The organism is Amphritea japonica ATCC BAA-1530, assembly GCF_016592435.1.
Classification (GTDB): Bacteria; Pseudomonadota; Gammaproteobacteria; order Pseudomonadales; family Balneatricaceae; genus Amphritea; species Amphritea japonica.
In genome coordinates this window covers 1,703,971-1,723,681 of the sequence record NZ_AP014545.1, presented here as the reverse complement: position 1 = coordinate 1,723,681, position 19,711 = coordinate 1,703,971, and the positions used below count along the sequence as shown (strand labels likewise).

Annotated in this window: 17 protein-coding genes; 4 read left to right on the top strand and 13 right to left on the bottom strand. The window is 47.5% G+C overall.

Going from position 1 to position 19,711, the window contains the following annotated elements:
- Positions 1-82 precede the first annotated feature (82 nt).
- The 4 genes from AMJAP_RS07905 to AMJAP_RS07890 all read right to left on the bottom strand — a co-directional run bounded on the left by AMJAP_RS07905 (position 83) and on the right by AMJAP_RS07890 (position 3,631).
- Positions 83-1,009, bottom strand: coding sequence for a LysR family transcriptional regulator (locus AMJAP_RS07905; protein ID WP_019621722.1), 927 nt, complete (start codon positions 1,007-1,009; stop codon positions 83-85).
- Positions 1,010-1,200: 191 nt separating this feature from the next.
- Positions 1,201-1,683, bottom strand: a complete 483-nt coding sequence (locus AMJAP_RS07900) for a universal stress protein (RefSeq protein WP_019621721.1) — start codon at positions 1,681-1,683, stop codon at positions 1,201-1,203.
- Positions 1,684-1,738: 55 nt separating this feature from the next.
- Positions 1,739-3,067, bottom strand: a complete 1,329-nt coding sequence (locus AMJAP_RS07895; RefSeq protein ID WP_019621720.1) for a TRAP transporter large permease — start codon at positions 3,065-3,067, stop codon at positions 1,739-1,741.
- 48 nt (positions 3,068-3,115) lie between these two features.
- Entirely contained in the window at positions 3,116-3,631 is a 516-nt protein-coding gene (locus tag AMJAP_RS07890; protein WP_019621719.1) for a TRAP transporter small permease, read from the bottom strand.
- A 719-nt stretch (positions 3,632-4,350) separates the two neighbouring features.
- Here AMJAP_RS07890 and AMJAP_RS07885 point away from each other — a divergent pair.
- Entirely contained in the window at positions 4,351-4,932 is a 582-nt protein-coding gene (locus tag AMJAP_RS07885) for a DUF2889 domain-containing protein (RefSeq protein WP_019621718.1), read from the top strand.
- A gap of 310 nt (positions 4,933-5,242) precedes the next feature.
- Here the strand turns inward: AMJAP_RS07885 and cysB are convergent, their stop codons facing one another.
- The 3 genes from cysB to rluC form a co-directional block, all read right to left on the bottom strand.
- Positions 5,243-6,217 (bottom strand): HTH-type transcriptional regulator CysB, encoded by a 975-nt coding sequence (cysB, locus tag AMJAP_RS07880; RefSeq protein ID WP_019621717.1) that lies wholly within the window; start codon positions 6,215-6,217, stop codon positions 5,243-5,245.
- Positions 6,218-6,307: 90 nt separating this feature from the next.
- Positions 6,308-7,414, bottom strand: a complete 1,107-nt coding sequence (locus AMJAP_RS07875) for a DNA-binding protein (RefSeq protein WP_019621716.1) — start codon at positions 7,412-7,414, stop codon at positions 6,308-6,310.
- A gap of 22 nt (positions 7,415-7,436) precedes the next feature.
- Positions 7,437-8,405, bottom strand: a complete 969-nt coding sequence (gene rluC, locus AMJAP_RS07870) for a 23S rRNA pseudouridine(955/2504/2580) synthase RluC (protein ID WP_019621715.1) — start codon at positions 8,403-8,405, stop codon at positions 7,437-7,439.
- 509 nt (positions 8,406-8,914) lie between these two features.
- On the opposite strand from rluC, the gene rne reads away from it, so the two are divergent.
- A complete protein-coding gene (gene rne, locus AMJAP_RS07865; protein WP_019621714.1) occupies positions 8,915-11,833 on the top strand; it encodes a ribonuclease E in 2,919 nt (972 codons plus the stop codon).
- 123 nt (positions 11,834-11,956) lie between these two features.
- Here rne and murB read toward each other — a convergent pair whose 3' ends face one another.
- The gene (murB, locus tag AMJAP_RS07860; protein ID WP_019621713.1) at positions 11,957-12,979 is read right to left on the bottom strand and encodes a UDP-N-acetylmuramate dehydrogenase; all 1,023 of its coding nucleotides are present in this window, start codon (positions 12,977-12,979) and stop codon (positions 11,957-11,959) included.
- Positions 12,972-13,478 (bottom strand): low molecular weight protein-tyrosine-phosphatase, encoded by a 507-nt coding sequence (locus AMJAP_RS07855; RefSeq protein WP_019621712.1) that lies wholly within the window; start codon positions 13,476-13,478, stop codon positions 12,972-12,974. The genes murB and AMJAP_RS07855 overlap by 8 nt, the downstream gene beginning before the upstream one ends.
- Before the next feature lie 247 nt (positions 13,479-13,725).
- On the opposite strand from AMJAP_RS07855, the gene AMJAP_RS07850 reads away from it, so the two are divergent.
- Both AMJAP_RS07850 and AMJAP_RS07845 read left to right on the top strand, forming a co-directional pair.
- Positions 13,726-15,090 (top strand): alpha/beta fold hydrolase, encoded by a 1,365-nt coding sequence (locus tag AMJAP_RS07850; RefSeq protein WP_019621711.1) that lies wholly within the window; start codon positions 13,726-13,728, stop codon positions 15,088-15,090.
- 102 nt (positions 15,091-15,192) lie between these two features.
- Positions 15,193-16,542, top strand: a complete 1,350-nt coding sequence (locus tag AMJAP_RS07845; protein WP_169336953.1) for a 1-acyl-sn-glycerol-3-phosphate acyltransferase — start codon at positions 15,193-15,195, stop codon at positions 16,540-16,542.
- 129 nt (positions 16,543-16,671) lie between these two features.
- Here the strand turns inward: AMJAP_RS07845 and AMJAP_RS07840 are convergent, their stop codons facing one another.
- From AMJAP_RS07840 to lpxK, 4 genes are all read right to left on the bottom strand, one after another.
- Complete coding sequence (locus AMJAP_RS07840; RefSeq protein WP_019621709.1) at positions 16,672-17,394, bottom strand: DUF2189 domain-containing protein; 723 nt, start codon at positions 17,392-17,394, stop codon at positions 16,672-16,674.
- A gap of 299 nt (positions 17,395-17,693) precedes the next feature.
- Positions 17,694-18,458, bottom strand: a complete 765-nt coding sequence (gene kdsB, locus AMJAP_RS07835) for a 3-deoxy-manno-octulosonate cytidylyltransferase (protein ID WP_019621708.1) — start codon at positions 18,456-18,458, stop codon at positions 17,694-17,696.
- A gap of 8 nt (positions 18,459-18,466) precedes the next feature.
- Positions 18,467-18,652: a Trm112 family protein gene (locus AMJAP_RS07830; RefSeq protein ID WP_019621707.1), complete on the bottom strand. Its 186-nt coding sequence runs from the start codon at positions 18,650-18,652 to the stop codon at positions 18,467-18,469.
- 34 nt (positions 18,653-18,686) lie between these two features.
- Positions 18,687-19,709, bottom strand: coding sequence for a tetraacyldisaccharide 4'-kinase (lpxK, locus tag AMJAP_RS07825; RefSeq protein WP_019621706.1), 1,023 nt, complete (start codon positions 19,707-19,709; stop codon positions 18,687-18,689).
- Positions 19,710-19,711 lie beyond the last annotated feature (2 nt).

The following is a 19,711-nucleotide window of genomic DNA, read 5'->3' as shown; positions in this document are numbered from 1 at the left end:
CAGCGGCCTTATTTATTAATAGGTTACTATTATTTATTCAAGTAAAACATAAATAATTATTCACTATATCATCCACGACAAATCATAAAATCTGGTCACATTTCTCAAGGTTTTTCACGTTAGCCGTTATCCAACCCTCTAGAAACTTAATAAACAGATCAGCTTTCATATTCTTATATTTATGCGCAGGATAAATTGCAAACAAAGAGCATGGCTTTACCTCATAGTCAGCTAGTAACAGCCTGACTCTGCCCTCTTCAATCAGCTGACAGGCTTCGAAGCCCGAAAGCCTGCACACCCCCTGATGCGCCAACATCACCGCCTGCAGCATCAATGAGCTATTCGCTCTCAGTCTACTCGCAATCTGAATCTCCTGAGAACCGTCTATGCCATTAAACACCCATCGATTCGCTTTACCTAACGAGACGCCCCCAAGACAGTTATGGTTTTCCAGATCGGCCGGAACCTGCAACTGACCATGCCGGGCAATATATTCAGGCGTAGCACATATAACCTGCGGCGCACAGGCCAGCTCATGGACAACCAATGCTTCGCTGGGCTGAATGAAATCAATCACTCTGAACGCAAGATCAAAGCCCTGCTGAAGAGGCCCAACGGCGCCATCGTCCAACATTACCTCTAGCTGTATATCAGGATACTGAACGAGAAACTCGGGCACCGCCCTGGCCAACAACGCTGTACCGAAAGCAATATCGCTATTTACCTTCAACACTCCATGAGGATTACCCTGAAACTGCGTAACCAGCGCTTCAGCCTCTTCCACCTGAGAAAGAATCTGCTGACACTTCTCATAGTAAGCCTCACCAGCTTCCGTCACCTTAAGCCGTCGGGTCGTCCGCTCTAGAAGCGCCGCACCCACATGCTTTTCAAGGTGCGCAACCTGTTTACTAACCGACGAGCTAGAAACCCCTAAATCACTTGCCGCGAGGGAAAAACTCTGCAGCTCAATGACACGGGCAAAAACCGCCATAGCAGAGAGGACATCCATGGGCCTGTTTCTCCTTACAATAGATCAGCATTAAACTTATCAGGGCACTCCTTAAGACACAATATTATTTCCTGTAGCGAATTAATCTTTAACAGACATAAAAAAAGCGACCCCCTCGAAAAGAAGGGGTCGCTTTTATTTTCTCAGGGGCGCTTACAGCACAACGGCCATACCCCTGAACGCTAATCTGCTTATAAAGGCACGATCAGAATTGGACGCTTGGAGTTCTGCATCACTTTGTTAGCAGTGGAGCCAAGTAGAAACTGGCCAACCGCAGAGTGGGTACGGGTTCCCATAACAATGACATCTGCATCAATATCATCAGCAACCCTGAGGATGGTTTTCCAAGGCGTTCCCTCTTCAACACGAGATTGCACTGAACCTTCAGAAAGCATCTCATTTTCTTCAAGCTCTGTCTCACAAAAGCGCGCAATTCTATCTTCCATTTTACGCTTTAAGTTTTCTAAACCTTGAGTATGCATCTCATGCAGAGATTCATCATTCATCATTGTTTCAACCACACTCTGTGCTGAGGCACTGAGAGGCTCAATAATATGAAGATAGGTAATCTCTGAATTGTAATGACCACAAAGACTCACCGCAGCCCTGAATGCCGGACGAGAACCTTTATCAATATCAGACGCGTAAAGAATTTTTTTAACATCAGGTAGCATACTGTAACCCTCATAAACAAAGGCCCTCAAGGGGCCTTAAATGCTTAATATGACTTTATCGATACAACATTTCTGGCAGGAAGAGCGCAATCGAAGAGATAAACGTAATCAGCGCCAGACGAATAATGTCCGCACACCAGAATGGTGTTACACCCTTAAAGATTGTGCTGGCCTTAACATCCTTAAGCACCGCACTAAGCACGAATACATTCATCCCCACCGGCGGCGTGATCAGACTGATCTCGGTAACAACAACCACAACGATACCAAACCAAACCAGATCGAAACCCAGGCTGGCAACGAGCGGGAAGAAGATAGGCACAGTCAGCAGCAGCATAGACAGGCTCTCAAACACCATTCCAAGAACGATATAGATCGCCAGAATAACCAGGATCACCACCATCGGTGCGACATCCATGCTATTTACTAACGCCAGCAAATCTGCCGGCAACCCTGCCCGGTTGATAAAGTTTGAGAAGATCAATGCACCGATAAGTACAGCGAATAGCATCGCAGAGGTACGCGCAGTGTCGGTTAAGATATCAAACAGACTACCGAAGCTTAGCGAACGACGGAACAGTGCAATAAAGAACGCACCACCAGCACCTATACCCGCCGCTTCAGTCGGCGTGAATATACCCATGTATATTCCACCCATCACGACAGAAAACAGAGTCAGAACACCCCAGACACCATTCAGCGCTTTAAGACGCTCCGGCCATTCCATTTTCTCACCGCAAGGACCTGCTGCAGGATCACGCCAAACCACATAACGCACTGCCGCTAAGTACAACAAAATTCCCAGCATTCCAGGAATAAAGCCTGCTGCAAACAACTCACGAATACTGGTTTCAGTCAGCAGGCCATAAATAACCAAAATAACAGAAGGTGGTATCAGAATACCCAGTGTTCCACCCGCTGCAATAGAAGCGGTTGCAAGAGAGTCTGCATAGCCGTATTTACGCATCGGCGGCATCGCCACCTTAGCCATAGTCGCAGACGTCGCCAGGCTGGACCCACAAATAGCAGAAAAGCCACCACAAGCCACAACAGTCGCCATCGACAGACCGCCTTTACGGTGCCCTAAAAAAGCGTATGACGCGCGATAAAGCTCATGAGAAAGTCCTGACTTAGTTACCAGGTTGCCCATAAGAATAAAGAGAGGAATAACGGAAAGACCATATTCCTGAGAAGTATCTACAACTCGCTTGGCGGCCATGGATAGCGCACCATTCCAGCGAAAGTCCATAAAATTGTCGAAAGTCAGCCCCTGCATGTAAGCAAAGCCAAAGAAGCCAACCAGTCCCATCGCAAATGCGATAGGAATGCGGATGACCACGATAATCAACAGTAAGATTGCAAAACCAATTAATGCAGTAATCATTCTGAAAATACCTGTAACGTTATCAGCGTATTGAGATGAAGGCCAAAATCAGTTGCGTGACTGAACTAGCAACCGGTATACACCATAAGTGATCATAAGCGCAGCTGTAGCCCAGCTCATGAACGCTATATATTCAACGATGTAGCCCACCGGCATCTCTAGAAATTCGGTCACCTCATCACGACGTAACGATCTTTCTGCCAGTTGAAAAATACGCGTTGCCAGAAAATAGAGCGATGTAGAAATCAGAAGCGCAGAAAATAGCCCCAGAATCTTTATCAGCGTATTGCCTAACATACGGTCAAGAATATCGACAACAACATGGCCACCACGCCATGTAATTACAGGCATTTCTGCAAAGACGAGAATTGCAATCCCCATCTCAGTCATCTCCGTTGCACCATCGACAGCATTGCCAAGGAAGTAACGACCAAACACATCTGCGCAGGTCAACGCCATCAGGAAAAACAGCGTTACAGCAGCAATCAACTCAAGAAAGAAGGCCAGCCAGACAACCGGTCCTTTCTCCTCGTAGTGCATTGAAAGCCAGGCACTAAAAGCCATATCAGACTCCTTATTTATATCTACTGGACCTTACATTAAGGTTAGCCAGCTCGATTATTGTTTTAGTGGATAGATTCGTGACTGTTAAGCTTCGTAACCCAACGGGCTTTCGATCCTGGCTCTTAAAGTAGACGGGGCAGCTCCCGCTTCTCCTACCTGGCTAAGGCAATTTAAAATTCTCATTCTATCGGTCTCCAGCACATGTCTTTCGATGCTCTTAAATCACATTAAGAGCATAACGGGGATTATTCCCTCTTTATTATTCCTTACCAGACCTCAGCCAAAATCTAATTGTCTGAGATCAAGTTATTAGTTTAACCGAAAAACGATACCATTTAACAAAATAATTTTATTATTTCGTATCAAGTACTATCCATTAAACAGTTAACAATCCTTTGCGGCACACTGACAAAGCACTTTATACAGCTTACCAGCCTCAAATTAGTTAACATGTTAACTTAATAAGTTTGAAACGTAAATATTTTTTATATTGCTCGTTTTAAGATAAGAGCCCGCAACTACAGTAAATACACTTCAAATTTCTAAAAAGAGGAGCAATCACCCTCGCCTATCGCTACATCAACCTCGATACCTGCATGAATAACCGTTAAAATGAGGCTATATAGCGACACCGAACAACAGCTTCTGAAACTTCTCAAAGCAGACGACAGCCTATTCAAAGGCTATTACACATTTACATTACAGAAAGAACATACCCTATGCCATTACCTCAGCCTACTGAGCGCATTCTCGAACACACTCGCACCGTCACCTGTACAGGCTACAAGCGTAGCGATGGCTTATGGGATATTGAAGGGCACCTGAGCGATATAAAAACAGCCCCCATTGAGATTCGCGAACGCAACGACGGTATTGTTGAACCCGGCGAGCCTATTCACTTACTGGCAATACGTATCACTATCGACCTAGATTTTAATATCCTCGACGCGGTCGCCAGCATGGACTACACCCCATATAGAATGTGCCCTTCGATAGCCGACAGATATCAGCTACTCATCGGTACCCGAATCGCTCCTGGCTTTACTAAAAAGTGTAAAGAGCTTTTCAGTGGTACTAATGGCTGCACCCACTTACTTGAATTACTCGGTCCTATCGCAACTACGGCATTTCAGGCGACTCATACCGAGCGAAAAGACATAGAGGGCTGGGGGGACGGAGATAAAAAGCCTCAGGTTCTGAATACCTGCCACACATTTGGTAGCTCAGGTGAAGTCGTTGAAAAATATTGGCCAAAGTTTTACGAACCGGCAAACCAGATAAAAACTGAAACGATCAGTTAATCACTTTCCTGAATAATATTTAAACCTCACAAAGAGCCTGCGTCAGCCCTGCCCGACAGGTTCTTATACTCCGGACATGCCGCTGCTTGTAGTGATAATGGACATAGGCAGTTTTTACTTTAGAAAAAACTGCCTGACGTCCCAAAAGAGCTCTCTCATCGACCGCTTTCTCTGTGTTTTATTAGCTCGACAGAGAAACCAACTCCTTTCTAAGAGGGGCTTGCTTAAAAAGCCTTGATACTGCTGTACTTAAAAACAAAAAAACCTCTGAAGAGGCTTTTAAAATAGATTAGATTTGTTCCTGACTGGATTACAAATCAGGCAATACTTGCCCCGCAAATATCTCCTCAATTTCTGCTCGACTACTACAAGACTGAACCTGACGAACTACATCAGGAGTCAGGTGTGGAGCAAACTGCTGAATAAAGTCGTACATATATCCACGCAAGAACGTACCTTTACGGAAACCAATTTTAGTGGTGCTAAATTCAAACAGATGACTTGCATCGAGAGCAACCAAGTCACTATCCAGCTTTTCATCAAAAGCCATAGTCGCAATAATGCCTACACCTAAGCCTAAGCGCACGTAGGTTTTAATGACATCGGAATCAACCGCAGTAAAGACAACCTTCGGTTCCAGACCTTCACGACTAAAAGCATCATCAAGTTTTGAGCGGCCGGTAAAACCAAATACATATGTCACGATCGGACACTTAGCGACATCCTGAAGGGTAAGCTTTGATACCTGAGCCAATGGATGATCTTTCGGCACCACAACAGAACGATTCCAGCGGTAACAAGGCATCATAATCAGATCATTAAAATGTGCCATTGCTTCCGTAGCAATAGCAAAATCCACCGCCCCATCAGCTGCCATTTCTGCAATTTGCATCGGGGTACCCTGATGCATATGCAGAGAAACTTCCGGATAGCTCTTCATAAAGCTATTAATAGTCACCGGTAAAGCATAACGAGCCTGTGTATGCGTTGTTGCCAGCTCCAGGCTCCCCATTTTTTCATCGCTGAATTCCTGAGCCACCTGTTTAATGCTTTCGACTTTCCGCAGGATATCACCGGCAACCTCAAGAATTGCCTGGCCAGCCGGAGTAACCCGGGTCAAATGCTTACCACTACGCGCAAATACCTCTACGCCCAGCTCATCTTCCAGTAAGCGTATCTGCTTACTAATTCCAGGCTGAGAGGTATAAAGGCTTTGCGCCGTAGCTGATACATTAAGATCATGACGGGCAACTTCCCAAATATAACGCAGTTGCTGCAGCTTCATTTATACCTCCAACACTGATAAACGAGTCTTTTAATAACTTTTAATTATAATACACGGTTATCAAATCAGGTAACACTCCCAATAAAGAGATCAGGACAAGCGGCTTCGAAGCCGTCTGATCTCTTCCTCATGAGCGGTAATTTTCTTATCTAAAGAAACCAGCCGCGCATTGGCACGCATAACATCTTCGTCTTTATCTTTTAACTGACCACGGAGCAAATTTTCACGGCGTGATGCGTCGTTTGCCGCACTGATATTCTTCTGACTTACCCGTTTCAGCTCCTCTTTTATCTCACTTACTTTATCTTCAAGTCGTTTACTGCGGTTCTGTTCAGACAATAAGGAACTACTTAGCTGACTTCTTTCCCTGACGCTCTGACTATCATCACTTTGGTAGCGTTTTAGTTCAGTTTCCAATGCTTTAATCTGAGTTTTCCCGGTATCTAACTTTACATCTTTCTTTGCTACCAGCGCCTGAAGATTATGAATATCTTTAGTCAATGCAGACTCTTTACGGCCACACTCATCTCTCAACTTCTCTAAAGCGCTTCGATAATATCGAGTATCCGCTTCAGCTTTAGCAACCTGATCCAAACCATGACGTTGCTCTTCCAAGACACGCTGATCGAAGGTCCTCTTCGAATCATCCATCTTCTTCTGTAACAGGTTCAACTCCTGCTCAGTATTAAGACGGCGCTGCTCTTCGGTCTTTTGCTCTGTAGTAACAGTAGCCAGATTGATTTTTAAAACAGAGATCTCAGCATCGAGCACCTGAACGTGATGCTTTTCCTGCTCCAGCTGCTGCTGTACTTCACGGAAAACCTGGTCCATTTCCGCTTGTTGACTTTGCGCTTTAAATAGCTCCGTTTCAGAATGACGACGAGCATCTTCACTGGCCAGCTGCTGATACTGCTTATCAGTTGTCAACGCTGACTGAGCTTCCTGAACTGCGTGTTGCCATAAGGACTCCACACTATGAACGAGAGATTCCGGCAATTCAGGCAACTTAACAGAGGAATCACCCAACATCCGGATACGATCCGGCAAAACGCTCCACCACTGTTCCAGTAACTCATTTAAATCCAGTTCATCTGCCCCAAGAACCTGAGCCAGTTCAACGGTGTTAGGTGATTTACCATTTTTCAGCATAACATCTGCTGCTTTATTAAACGCTTCAGTACTAATCTGTTGACTCATTTATAACGCCTTAGCGGGCCTATCAAAGCCCGTCAATGTGTTGCAATTTTTTTAATCCCGTTTCCAGCTCACTTCCAAGAGGAGCATGGAAAATTTTTCTACCGCCTGACGGCATAGGCACGCGTAATTCAGCGGCATGAAGAAACAGCCGACGGATCCCATAACCTTTCATCTCACGATTCATCTCATCAGTGCCATATTTATCATCACCAATGATCGGATGCCCTGCAAACTGACAATGCACCCTGATCTGGTGAGTCCGGCCCGTAATAGGTCTTGCCTCAACCAGGGTTGCGAAACCACCAAAACGTTGTAAAACCTTATATTCAGTTAGTGAAGCTTTACCCATTGGATGAGCCTTCACCACCCTTTCGCCTGACTTTAACTCATTTTTTTGCAGCGGAGCATCTACTTTGGTCTTTCGAGTCGACCATTTCCCCTCAACTAAGGCATGATAAATCTTAGTAATTTTCTTAGCCTGTAACGCCGCATGTAAAAAACGCAATGCGCTGCGCTTTTTCGCCACCATAATGCAGCCGGAAGTATCCCGGTCAAGCCGGTGAACCAGCTCCAGGAATTTCACCTCGGGGCGAATCTGGCGGATAGATTCTATAAGCCCCAAACTAATACCACTGCCCCCATGAACAGCAAGACCCGAAGGCTTATTAAGAACAATCAGATCATTGTCCTCAAACAGAATCGCTGCTTCAATCAGCTCCTTCAGATTATCGCTAACCGTTGCCTGTGGTTTCTCTTCGCTAAGCCTGAGCGGAGGAACACGCACTAAATCCCCCGCCTGCAATCGGTAATCAGGCTTAATACGTTTTTTATTTACCCGAACCTGACCCTTTCTCAGAATTCTATAAATAAGCGTTTTAGGGGCACCCTTAAGACGGGTGCGTAGAAAGTTATCAATTCGCTGGCCCTGCAGCTCGGATTCAATTTCAAACCATTGAACGGCTGGGGCTGGAGATGCATTTTGTTCTGACATATTAATTAGATATCGGACCTTTCGATTGATGCTGTCAATTTAAGCTGCTATATTCTAGCGCTGCTGCGGGCAGTTGGCTTTAGCTAATTTGAAATTCCCGGTTTTTTTGCCATTTAGTTCTTAGAATCAAGCAAATGACCGGTTTGAATCCCCTGTACAGCATTAATTTAAAGAGAATTACTACGTATTTCATCTAGCTGGCAATGCCCTGAATTGCAAAACCAGTTGGAGGTGAAGATGTCAATAGCCCGGAACCTGCCTCAACTACAGCGGCAGCAACAACCTGATCAGACTCTATAAAGAAGTCGATATGAGGCTACTGTTTCCTTCACCGTCGATAGACCTGCCCGCATAACAAAGCGGCCAGGCATAAAGTTGAACACAAAGTCGCTACGAAGACTTGGTTTTCCGTGTCCGGATTGTATTTATACCGGACACCTCTCTGTGTGGCTTACGGCTGGATGAACTGCGTTAGTGTTATAAGAGAACGCTAACAAACAATGAAAAGAATGCTGATTAATGCAACTCAACAAGAAGAGTTGCGCGTTGCGATGGTTGACGGCCAACGCCTCTACGACCTGGATATGGAATCCAGCTCCCGTGAACAGAAAAAAGCCAACATTTACAAAGGCAAAATAACCCGGGTTGAACCTAGCCTGGAAGCTGCTTTTGTTGACTACGGTGCTGAGCGCCATGGCTTTTTACCCCTCAAAGAGATCTCTCGCGAATACTTTAAAAAAGGCTCCGACAAAGGCGGACGCCCGAATATTAAAGAAGTTCTCGCTGAAGGCACTGAAGTCATTGTCCAGGTAGACAAAGAAGAGCGCGGTAACAAGGGCGCAGCACTCACTACCTTTATCAGTCTGGCAGGCCGTTATCTGGTTCTAATGCCAAACAATCCTCGTGCCGGTGGTATCTCTCGCCGTATCGAAGGCGATGACCGTAAACAGCTTAAAGAAGCTCTGGACGGCATGACTATTCCGCCTAAGACAGGCGCTATTGTCCGTACCGCTGGCATTGGCCGCACGTCCGAAGAACTTCAATGGGATCTGGATTATCTGATGACTCTGTGGGAAGCGATTAAGACCGCATCCGACGAGCGTCGTGCTCCTTTCCTTATCTATCAGGAAAGCAATGTCGTCATTCGTGCGATTCGTGATTACCTGCGCCAGGATATCGGCGAAGTACTGATCGATAATCCCGATGTCTACAAAGACGCTATGAACTTCGTTCAGCAGGTTATGCCAAGCTACCTGAACAAGATCAAGCTCTATGATGAGCAGATCCCTCTGTTCAACCGCTTCCAGATCGAAAGCCAGATCGAAACGGCATTCCAGCGTGAAGTTCAGCTACCTTCTGGCGGTTCTATTGTAATAGATCCGACTGAAGCCCTTGTATCTATCGATATCAACTCCGCTCGTGCTACACGCGGCAGCGACATCGAAGAAACGGCGCTACAGACCAATCTTGAAGCAGCCGACGAGATCTCTCGCCAACTGCGTTTACGTGATATTGGCGGACTAATCGTTATCGACTTTATCGATATGTCACCGATCAAAAACCAGCGCGAAGTTGAAAACCTGATGCGTGATTCCCTTAAAGTGGATCGCGCACGGGTTCAACTGGGTCGCATCTCTCGCTTCGGCCTGATGGAAATGTCCCGCCAGCGCCTACGCCCTTCTTTGATAGAAAGCCGGGGCGCAGTTTGCCCTCGTTGTAACGGTCAAGGCACTGTTCGTGATACCGAATCTCTGGCACTGTCCATTCTCCGCCTGATCGAAGAAGAAGCATCAAAGGATCGTACCGCACAGATTCGGGCTATCTTGCCTGTTTCAGTCGCTACCTTCCTACTGAACGAAAAGCGCCGCGAAGTTCACGAAGTAGAGCTACGTAATGATGTACGCGTTGTCGTAGTGCCTAATCCAAATATGGAAACACCGCACTACGAAGTCGTTCGTCTGCGTGACGACCACACCGTAATCAACACCAATGATGCCAGCTATACTCTTCAGCCAGAACCTGAAGACGAGCCGAAAATTGAAGCTGCAAAAGTTCAACCAGTACGTGAACGAGCTGCAGTAAACACTGTTGCACCAGCAACGCCCGCTCCTGTGCAAGCGACTCCTCAGTCAGACGTCGTCGCCACTAAGCCCGCTACAGCAACTAAGCCTTCACTTTTCAGCAAAATTTTCGGCGCTCTGTTTGGTGACTCCGAAGCTGAAAAGGCTCAGGTTAAAGCTCAGCAGGAGAAAGAGCAGGAAGAACGCAATAAGAAGCAACGCGGTCGTAAACGTTCAAATAACCGACGTGACCGTGGCGACCGTGATCGCAACCGCAATCAGCGCCGTGATAGCGACAAACTGGTCGATAACCTGAGTGATAGCACAGCAAAACCGCCTGTAAAAGAGACTCAGGAGAAGTCAGGGGAATCCAGCCAGGGCCGCTCTCGTAATCGTCGTCGTGGTGAGCGTGGCAAGGGACGTCAGCAAGAGCAGCAACCAGAAGAGATGAACGTTGCTAAACCTGGCAATGATCAGGATCAGCCTGCCGAGCAGAATGAAGATGGTCGCCCTCGCGGTGAACGTCGTCGTGGTCGCCGTCGTCGCGGAGAGCGCAGTGGAAAACGTACTGCAGATGCTTCTGTTACCACTAACCAAGAGTCGACTGTTAATCCTGAAGCAGCCGCTGAAACGGTTTCAGTCGCTGTTGAACAAGCGGTAAATGAAACTAACACTGAAGCAAAACCTTCTGAAGCTCCACGTAAACGCAGACAGCGTAATCGCGGACCTAAAAAAGACAATGCTACAGATTCAGCAAAGCTAGATCAGGCGAACACTTCAGCAGCAGAAGCATCTGTAACTGCAGAACCTGTCGTTGAAGCAGCAGTTGTTGAAGCGCCCGAAGCTGAAGCTGTTAAAGCACCTGTTGTTGAAGCGCCCGTAGCTGAAGCGGTTAAAGCACCAGTTGTTGAAGCACCCGTAGCTGAAGCTGTTAAAGCACCTGTTGCTGAAGCGCCCGCAGCTGAAGTTGTTGAAGCCCCTGTTGCTGAAGCGCCCGTAGCTGAAGTTGTTGAAGCCCCTGTTGCTGAAGCGCCCGTAGCTGAAGTTGTTGAAGCCTCTGTTGCTGAAGCGCCCGTAGCTAAAGTTGTTGAAGCCCCTGTTGCTGAAGCGCCCGTAGCTGAAGTTGTTGAAGCACCTGTTGCTGAAACCACAGAGCAACCTCGCACGGCGGGACGCCGGGTCCGTAAGCGCCCAGATCTGACCGCTCCTGTAGTCGCTCCTGATGAAGTAATGACCGCAAGACCTCGTCGTGAAGCGCCTATTGCAGCAAATCCAGACGCAGCAGCACCACGCCAGCGTCGTCAGCGTCGGGCTCCCAATGACCCACGCCAGCAAGCTTCTGCAAGTAACACTTCTTCCAGCGAGTAAAGCGAAAGCTAATTCTCAGGAATAAAAAAGCCGGCTGAATAGCCGGCTTTTTTACTTCCACTTTCAAGTACGCAATTAATTTTTATACTGCAAACAACCCTGAAATTGCTACACCGACGTTCACTAAGGGTAGCAACGCGGCTCAATCTCCAGCATCACTCCGAAGCACTTAAAGACATCAGCCTGTATATTTCCCGCCAGCTCTAAAATTTCCTGACCACTGGCCTGGCCATGATTTACTAATACCAAAGCTTGCTTATCATAAACGCCAGCATCCCCTTCTCGACGACCTTTCCAGCCTAACTGATCTATTAACCAGCCTGCAGCCAGCTTGCTGTAACCTGACCGGTCAGCAAAAGCGACTAATTTCGGAAAGCGCTGCTTTAGCTTTTCAGCCTGATCAACAGGGATAACCGGATTCTTAAAGAAACTGCCCGCATTACCGATCTGCTGTGGCTGAGGAAGCTTTGAATTGCGTACTTCGCAAATAAGATCACTTAATTCCAATGCGCTGGGCGATTCAATACCACGGGCACTGAGCTCTCCAGTTAAACCACCATAATGCAACACTGGATTGAAAGTACGACTAAGCCCAAAGGTAACATGCGTAATCAGGTATCGTCCGGGATAACGGCTTTTAAAAACACTGTCCCTATATCCAAACTGACAGTCTTCACAGCTGAATAACACGGTTTCCCCACTATTCAGATCGTAAGCTTCAAGGCTTAACATCCTGTCTTTAAGCTCGACGCCATAAGCACCAATATTCTGCATCGGCGCCGCCCCTACTGTACCGGGAATAAGCGACAAATTTTCTAAGCCATAACAGCTCTGCTCGAGCGTCCAGCGAACTAAAGAATGCCAATCCTCGCCAGCTCCCGCTGTAACACACAACACCCCGCCTTCAACCTCGGAGATTGCATGACCTGAAATACGATTTAACACCACCAACTGATTAAGGTCATCCGTCAGTACCAGATTACTACCGCCACCAATAATTAAAACCGGCAGACCGCAACGATCAATCAGCTGGCGTAGCATATCTAGTTGTTCAACAGAATTGAGCTCTACAAAGTATCGCGCTGACACATCAAAACCAAAGCTGTTAAAGGCCTGAAGAGAAACGTTTTCCTGCAATTCAAGCATCACTTCTCAGCTCCTGATTGATACGTCTTAATAGCGCTTCAGATGCGGTCTCAGTAAGATCTAACACATGATCAAAACCTGTAGAACCTCCATAGTACGGATCAGGCACCTCGTGCTCATCCAGATCAGCCAGCTCTAAAAACAACCCTAAATAACCCGGATAGTCTGCCGGACAGATTGAACGAAGATCTGTCAGGTTCTGCACATCCATCGCCAGAATATAATCGTAGTAACCAAAGTCAGCGGCTATCGCCTGTCGTGCTCTTAAATCGCTAAGGTCATAGCCGCGCTGCAAAGCTGCAGCCATCGAGCGATGATCGGGAGAATTACCCACATGATAAGCTGCAGTACCGGCAGAATCGATCTCAATCTTCTGCGCTAACCCCTGCCGCAAGACCCGCTCACGAAACACACCGTGCGCGGTTGGTGAGCGACAGATGTTACCCAGACAGACAAATAGAACCTTTACTTTATCTTTATTATTCAACGAATTAACCATTAAATTTTAAATTATTTACCGATTTGTATAACGGCAATTACAGGCATTATAAAACAAATACTTAGCTAATGGTTTTAGAAATCTAAATAGTGAAATTAACGACAGGGTATAAACCTTTTAAATCAGCCTTCTCGTCAGGCCAGACACATAAAACACCACAGTATTTAGTCTATATACATTTTTTACGTATCACTTTAGTATGTTAATTATGATAAAAAGACCCCGGCATATTGCCTCAGATCGAGTGATGCGTTTTTTACGTTCATCGTTAAGCCCTCTTCTCACCCGACCCTGGCTAGATCGTTTAATCCTCTGGATACTGGAACATTGGTTCTTCCCTCTATCCCGGCTGTGGGCATCCGCCCGTGCAGCTGAAGGCTCGATTGACCGCTTCTGCATTGAAGCTAACATCGCCCCCTCACCAAAGCATTGCCAAAAGGCTTATCGGGTATTGGCTAATTTTGAACACGCACGGGTGAAAAACCTGATGACCGAACAGGTATGGCAGGCATACTTGTTTGGCGATGACACGGTTACTGAACAACGACTGCTGATTGCAGAAGAGATGCGATTGGATACCCGCACCGAATACCTGATGATGCGCAAGCAGTTCACTCCCTTCAGAAAGATGGTTAAGCAATCGATCGCCTTGCGCCCGCCAACTCCGGAAGAAACCCATTCTAAATATCCAGATCAAAGCGTTTTTAATTCTGCCTTTGCAATATCTGATCAATTCCCCGAAGTTGAACAGTCACGTTCGATACCTGTCCCCAGCGGACGAGACTACTGGATACGTTTCAAATCTCCCTCAGAGGACATGGCTGATCTTGCCTATGCACGGGTACACGAACCGGTCGGGGTAAAAAATCCCCCCACACTTATTTTTGGCCATGGTATTTTCGTTGAGTTTGATCACTTTCATAACCTGATTGATGAGGTACACGCCCTGACGAGCATGGGTATTCGGGTAGTCCGCCCGGAAGCCCCCTGGCATGGGCGACGGGTAATACCAGGACACTTCGGTGGCGAGCGCTTACTGTCCACCGCACCGGTGGGCATGATCGAATTTCTCGCAGCGCAGACCCGTGAATGGGCCGTTTTGATGGATTGGTGCCGCACCACGAGTAGCGGCCCGGTAGCCATTGGTGGCAGTAGCCTGGGAGCACAAACGGCAAAAGCCATTGCAGTCAGAGCGAAAGCCTGGCCCAAGCGGTTACAACCCGATGCGCTATTCATGGTAACCCACTGCACTCATATCGCAGAAGCGGCTCTGGATGGCGCACTGTCTGATCTTTGGCACCTTTCCGATGCACTCCGCGACCGGGGCTGGAATAAAGAACTGGCACGCGAATGGCTAAATAAACTGGACCCGGAAGCGTCCCCGGTGATGCCCCCCCAACAGATTATCAGCGTCATGGGATCTGAAGACACCGTCACTCCCTTTGCCTCAGGGCAAACGCATATGGATAGCTGGCAGGTACCGCCCCAGAACCGTTTTGTTTATCCCCGTGGCCACTTCACCATTCCGCTGGGACTGATTCGGGATCAACAGCCATTATGGCGTCTTCGAGCGATCTTTAGTCAACTGGAGAAGCCTACCGATGCACCGTAACTATCATTTTCTTAAAGCAGAGACCTGGTTATCTTAAACGACACGGTACACTTACCCCTATGGCTGTTCTTGCTACTGCTACTACTGGCAGGACTTGGTCTGTTGCATTATTTTTTAGCCCCCTGGTTTAAACAGTTTTATCGTAAGCGCACCCTGCGAACATCACATATTCTGGACGACAAACTCAGTCATGGGTTTACACCTCAGACCCATAGTCGCCGAGGTCTGCTGATCGACAAACTCCTCTCTGACCCGGACGTTATTGCTGCGATCGCGGAAGAGACCAAAATTGGCGACGAAGATGTCGATGCAGTACACAAGCGGGCTGGTGAATATGCTGAAGAACTAGTGCCCTCATTCAATGTCCTTCTCTATTTCAGGCTGGGATATTGGTTAGCCAGGAGCTTCTTACGTTTTCTTTATTGGGTAAAAGTCGGTTACAGCGCTGAAAAGCAATACGACAATATCGACCCCAATAGCTGCATCGTGATTGTTTCCAATCACCGCTCTAATTTTGACCCTTTCTTCCTTATCTATCTGGCATCACGCAAAGCAGCGATATCTTATTCCGCCGGAGAGTGGGCCCGCGGTTTCCCATTCCAGCAGCTACTCCACGCGATCGGTTTTTACATTATTCGACGCGACAGCGGCAGTGCTCTGTACCGAAAAATGCTGGAGCGCTATGTCTCGCTCGCAGTGAGCAACTGTATTCCGCAGGGCCTGTTTATCGAGGGCGGCTTAAGCCGGGATGGCAAGATGCAGCCACTAAAGCTTGGGATGCTCAACTATGTAACAAAAGCGATGGGACAAGGAAATTGCAAAGACATAATTTTTATTCCTACCGCACTGAACTACGACAAGATCCCTGAAGATAAAACACTGCTGGCCCACCAGGAACAGGGGTTCAAACAGAAGGGTCGATTTTACTCCCTGCTTTCATTCAGCAAGTTCCTGTTACAGTTAGTACCTCACATGCTGCCGCACCAGCACAAGCCGTTCGGCTATGCCTGTGTCAATTACGGCGACCCGATCTCGTTACAACAATGGCAGCGACAGCACGGCATTGATCTGAATATGTGTGACAACGAAACACGTAAACAGGCAATCGGTCAGTTAGGTGAGGACATCGCACAAGAGATAGAACAACATTTGCCGATTCTGCCGGTGTCCATTCTCTCGGCTATTTTCCTCAACAATCTTGATAAACCCATTTCAGAACTGGATCTTAAAGCACAGGGTTATGAAATATTTATTGGCTTGCGTGAACATGGACGCTATATGCTGGTACCTAAACAGGATGAGGATTACGCACTGGAACAGGGACTCTATACCTTGTCTAAGCGGAAAATGATCACTGAAGTTGAAGAGGGTTTATTTCAGGCCAATAGCCAACACCGAGCTATGTTTGAATACTACCGAAATTCACTGGGCGATCTGCAGACATCAAAGTGAGTATGCAAAGCGCCTAAGCACAATCATTTTCACTCTGGTAAAACCAACGCGCTACAAGTGCCAACAGATATTCGGCCAGCATGAAACTCTCTCAACCAGCCTCCATGCTCTCTTGCAGCCCATCAACGCTCAGCTATCGGCCGGTTGCAAAAGGTCCTGGTAAGCCGCATAACTCGCATATGCTGTAACAGGCAAGACAACCACCAGCAAAGGCAGAACCAGAACGAGCGTGGAGAGCATTAAAAGTGCTAATGACAGCGCCCAGCGAAACATTAACCATTTATGCCGCCATACGGTCGCCACGCTGGTAAATACCGCATCAACAAAGCTCATCTTTTGATGCATGATCAAAGGAATAGAAAACGCGCCAACCATAAAACCCATCTGCGCAATGACAAAGCCCATCAAGCCGGTAAACATCAGATAGGAAAACAGGCTTTCCCGAAGCACCGGATCGGACAGTAGCTCACCGCTAATAGGTACCGCTTTAACACCGAAATACATCCCATAGATAACTATCGCATCGGTCACCCAGATCAGGTAGCAGATACAGAGTACAAAGGTTAAGAAGAATATGCCCGGTGTGGCCTCCCTAACCCCTTTCAGCAGATCAATAAAGCCTGGTTGCCTTCCCTCATGGAGCATCCGTCCAACCCGTTGAAAACCGGTTACCAGCAATGGCGCTATGATCATAAAGCCAGCAATAAACGGATATAGCACCAACCCAAGATCGAGCTTTAATAGCTGCCAGTATGCCGCCAGTGCGATCACCAGGAATATTGAGCTGAACAGCATACTGATCGCCCAGGTACTGAGGAAATCCTGCCAGCCACGGCTCAGCCAGCCTTTCACACTAGGTGTTCTTTCTTGTTTAGACTGCACTGTCATGATACTTCACACGTTGATGTATCGATCTGCTTTTAAGGTAACGAGCACATCTGATAAAACGCTGACCGGTGATCAACAATAAGATAAAAAAGACGACCGCCCGCTACGTAAGCAAGACGATCTTTGATAGCAAAACAGGCTTTTATACTTGCCAAAAAGCACTCAGCAGGATGTCATAAAACACTCTGAAACAAACGCATGGAAATTGACTTAACTTCTCCCCTATAGAGAGAAACGTTTCGCGTCATCGTCAATGCGTTATTCTAAGCATCAAAAAGATGACGAATGCGCTCCAGATCTTCAGGCGTATCAACACCGGCTGGCGGTAGCTCATCAGCTTCATCGACATGAATCACCGCACCATTCCACATTGCCCGTAACTGCTCAAGACACTCGGTCTCTTCCAGCGGCGCAGGCGCCCACTTTACAAAATCATTAAGGAGCTTAACCCGATAGGCATAAATGCCGATATGACGCTGGTAATTAACGCCTTCAGGGAGCACTTGCCGCCCTTGTTCAGAGGCAAAGGCATCACGGGGCCAGGGCATTGGCGCACGACTGAAATAGAGTGCACGGCCCGTCTGATCAGACACCACTTTAACAACATTAGGATTCAATAGTGATTCAATATCAGTGATCGGCTCACTCAGCGTAGCAATACTGGCCTCAGGAACGGCACTTAGATTATGCGCAACCTGATTAATCACCCGTGGAGGAATCAGAGGCTCATCGCCCTGCACATTGACGACAATATCATCGGCATAAAATCCAAGTGAATGCACTACTTCCTGCAACCGGTCGGTGCCCGAAGGATGGTCTGCAGACGTCAGGCAGACTTCCGCACCAAAACTTTTGGCGGCATCAGCGATTCGCTGATCATCGGTAGCGATTATAACGCGCTGCGCTTCACTCTGAATCGCACGTTCATAGACATGCTGAACCATCGGTTTACCGGCGATATCCGCCAGCGGTTTACCGGGAAAGCGGGATGAGCCAAACCGGGCGGGAATAACGACAGAAAAAGCCATAGTCGATCCTACTTCTCTAGTCGTTCTTCTGCGGTTAAAGTCCGCGCTTCAGTTTCCAGCATGACCGGAATATCATCGCGAATCGGATACGCCAGCCCTGAACTCCGACAAATCAGTTCATTGGTCTCTTTATTCCACTCGACCGGTGCTTTAGATACCGGGCAAACCAGAATATCCAGTAAATTCTTATCCATCTCTAGTGCCTCTGTTTGGAGTGCTAAGTATAAATTATTCTGTTGCATTCACGGAAGGGGCTAAGTCATTCAACAGAGCCTCCAACTGTATAGCAAAACCCTGTTCCAGTACGGCATTCACCTGCAGATACCAGGTATTATGCAAAGCGATATGATCGCATTTTACCGCATCTTTCTCTGTCATGATCAGCGGACCGTCCTGCTGAAAATTAAAATCCTTCTCAACATAAGCATGATGATCAGGAAAACTGTTAAAAGTGACGCTGAAATCCAGTGCTTCCAATGTCGCAGAAAAACGCTTTGGGTTACCAATGGCGGCCACCGCATTTACCTGACGAGACTCAGACCACTCGTCTGCAGCCACATGCTTATCATCACCTAAACGCACCAGTTCACCCGGTTGCAGTGTCATCGTGAATGACTTTTCCAGATAGGAGTTCTGCAACCACTGCTCTGGGGAGGCACCATTAACAACAATCAGATCAACTTCATCCAGTCGTGCAACCGGCTCTCTTAACGGCCCTTCTGGCAAACAACGACCATTACCGAAGCCTCTGACGCCATCAATTACCGCAATCTCTACAGATCGATTCAGCGCATAATGCTGTAACCCGTCATCACTGATAATAAGATCGCAAGCGGTCTGCTCTAACAATAATTTCGCTGCAGCTACCCGGTCCGGAGATATAACCAGCGGAACACCGGTACGCCTGACGATCATCAAAGGTTCATCACCAGCTTCAACAGAGGTAGACGCCGCAGTAACAAAATAAGGAGTGGTGGGTGGTGCCGCACGATAACCACGACTGATAACGCCAGGCTTATAGCCCCGCTGTCGTAGCTGCTCTATCAGGAAAAGTACCAGGGGCGATTTACCAGTCCCCCCAACTGAGATGTTACCGACCACCACCACAGGCACTGGCGCGGTCCAGCTTGCACGGCGGCCTTTTTGAAAGGCTTTGCGTCGACGGCGTGCGATAGCGCAGAACAACGTTTCCAGTGGTCGCAGCAACTTTAACCAGCGGCTATTGCGATACCAGGCTTGTTCCAGCCCCACAG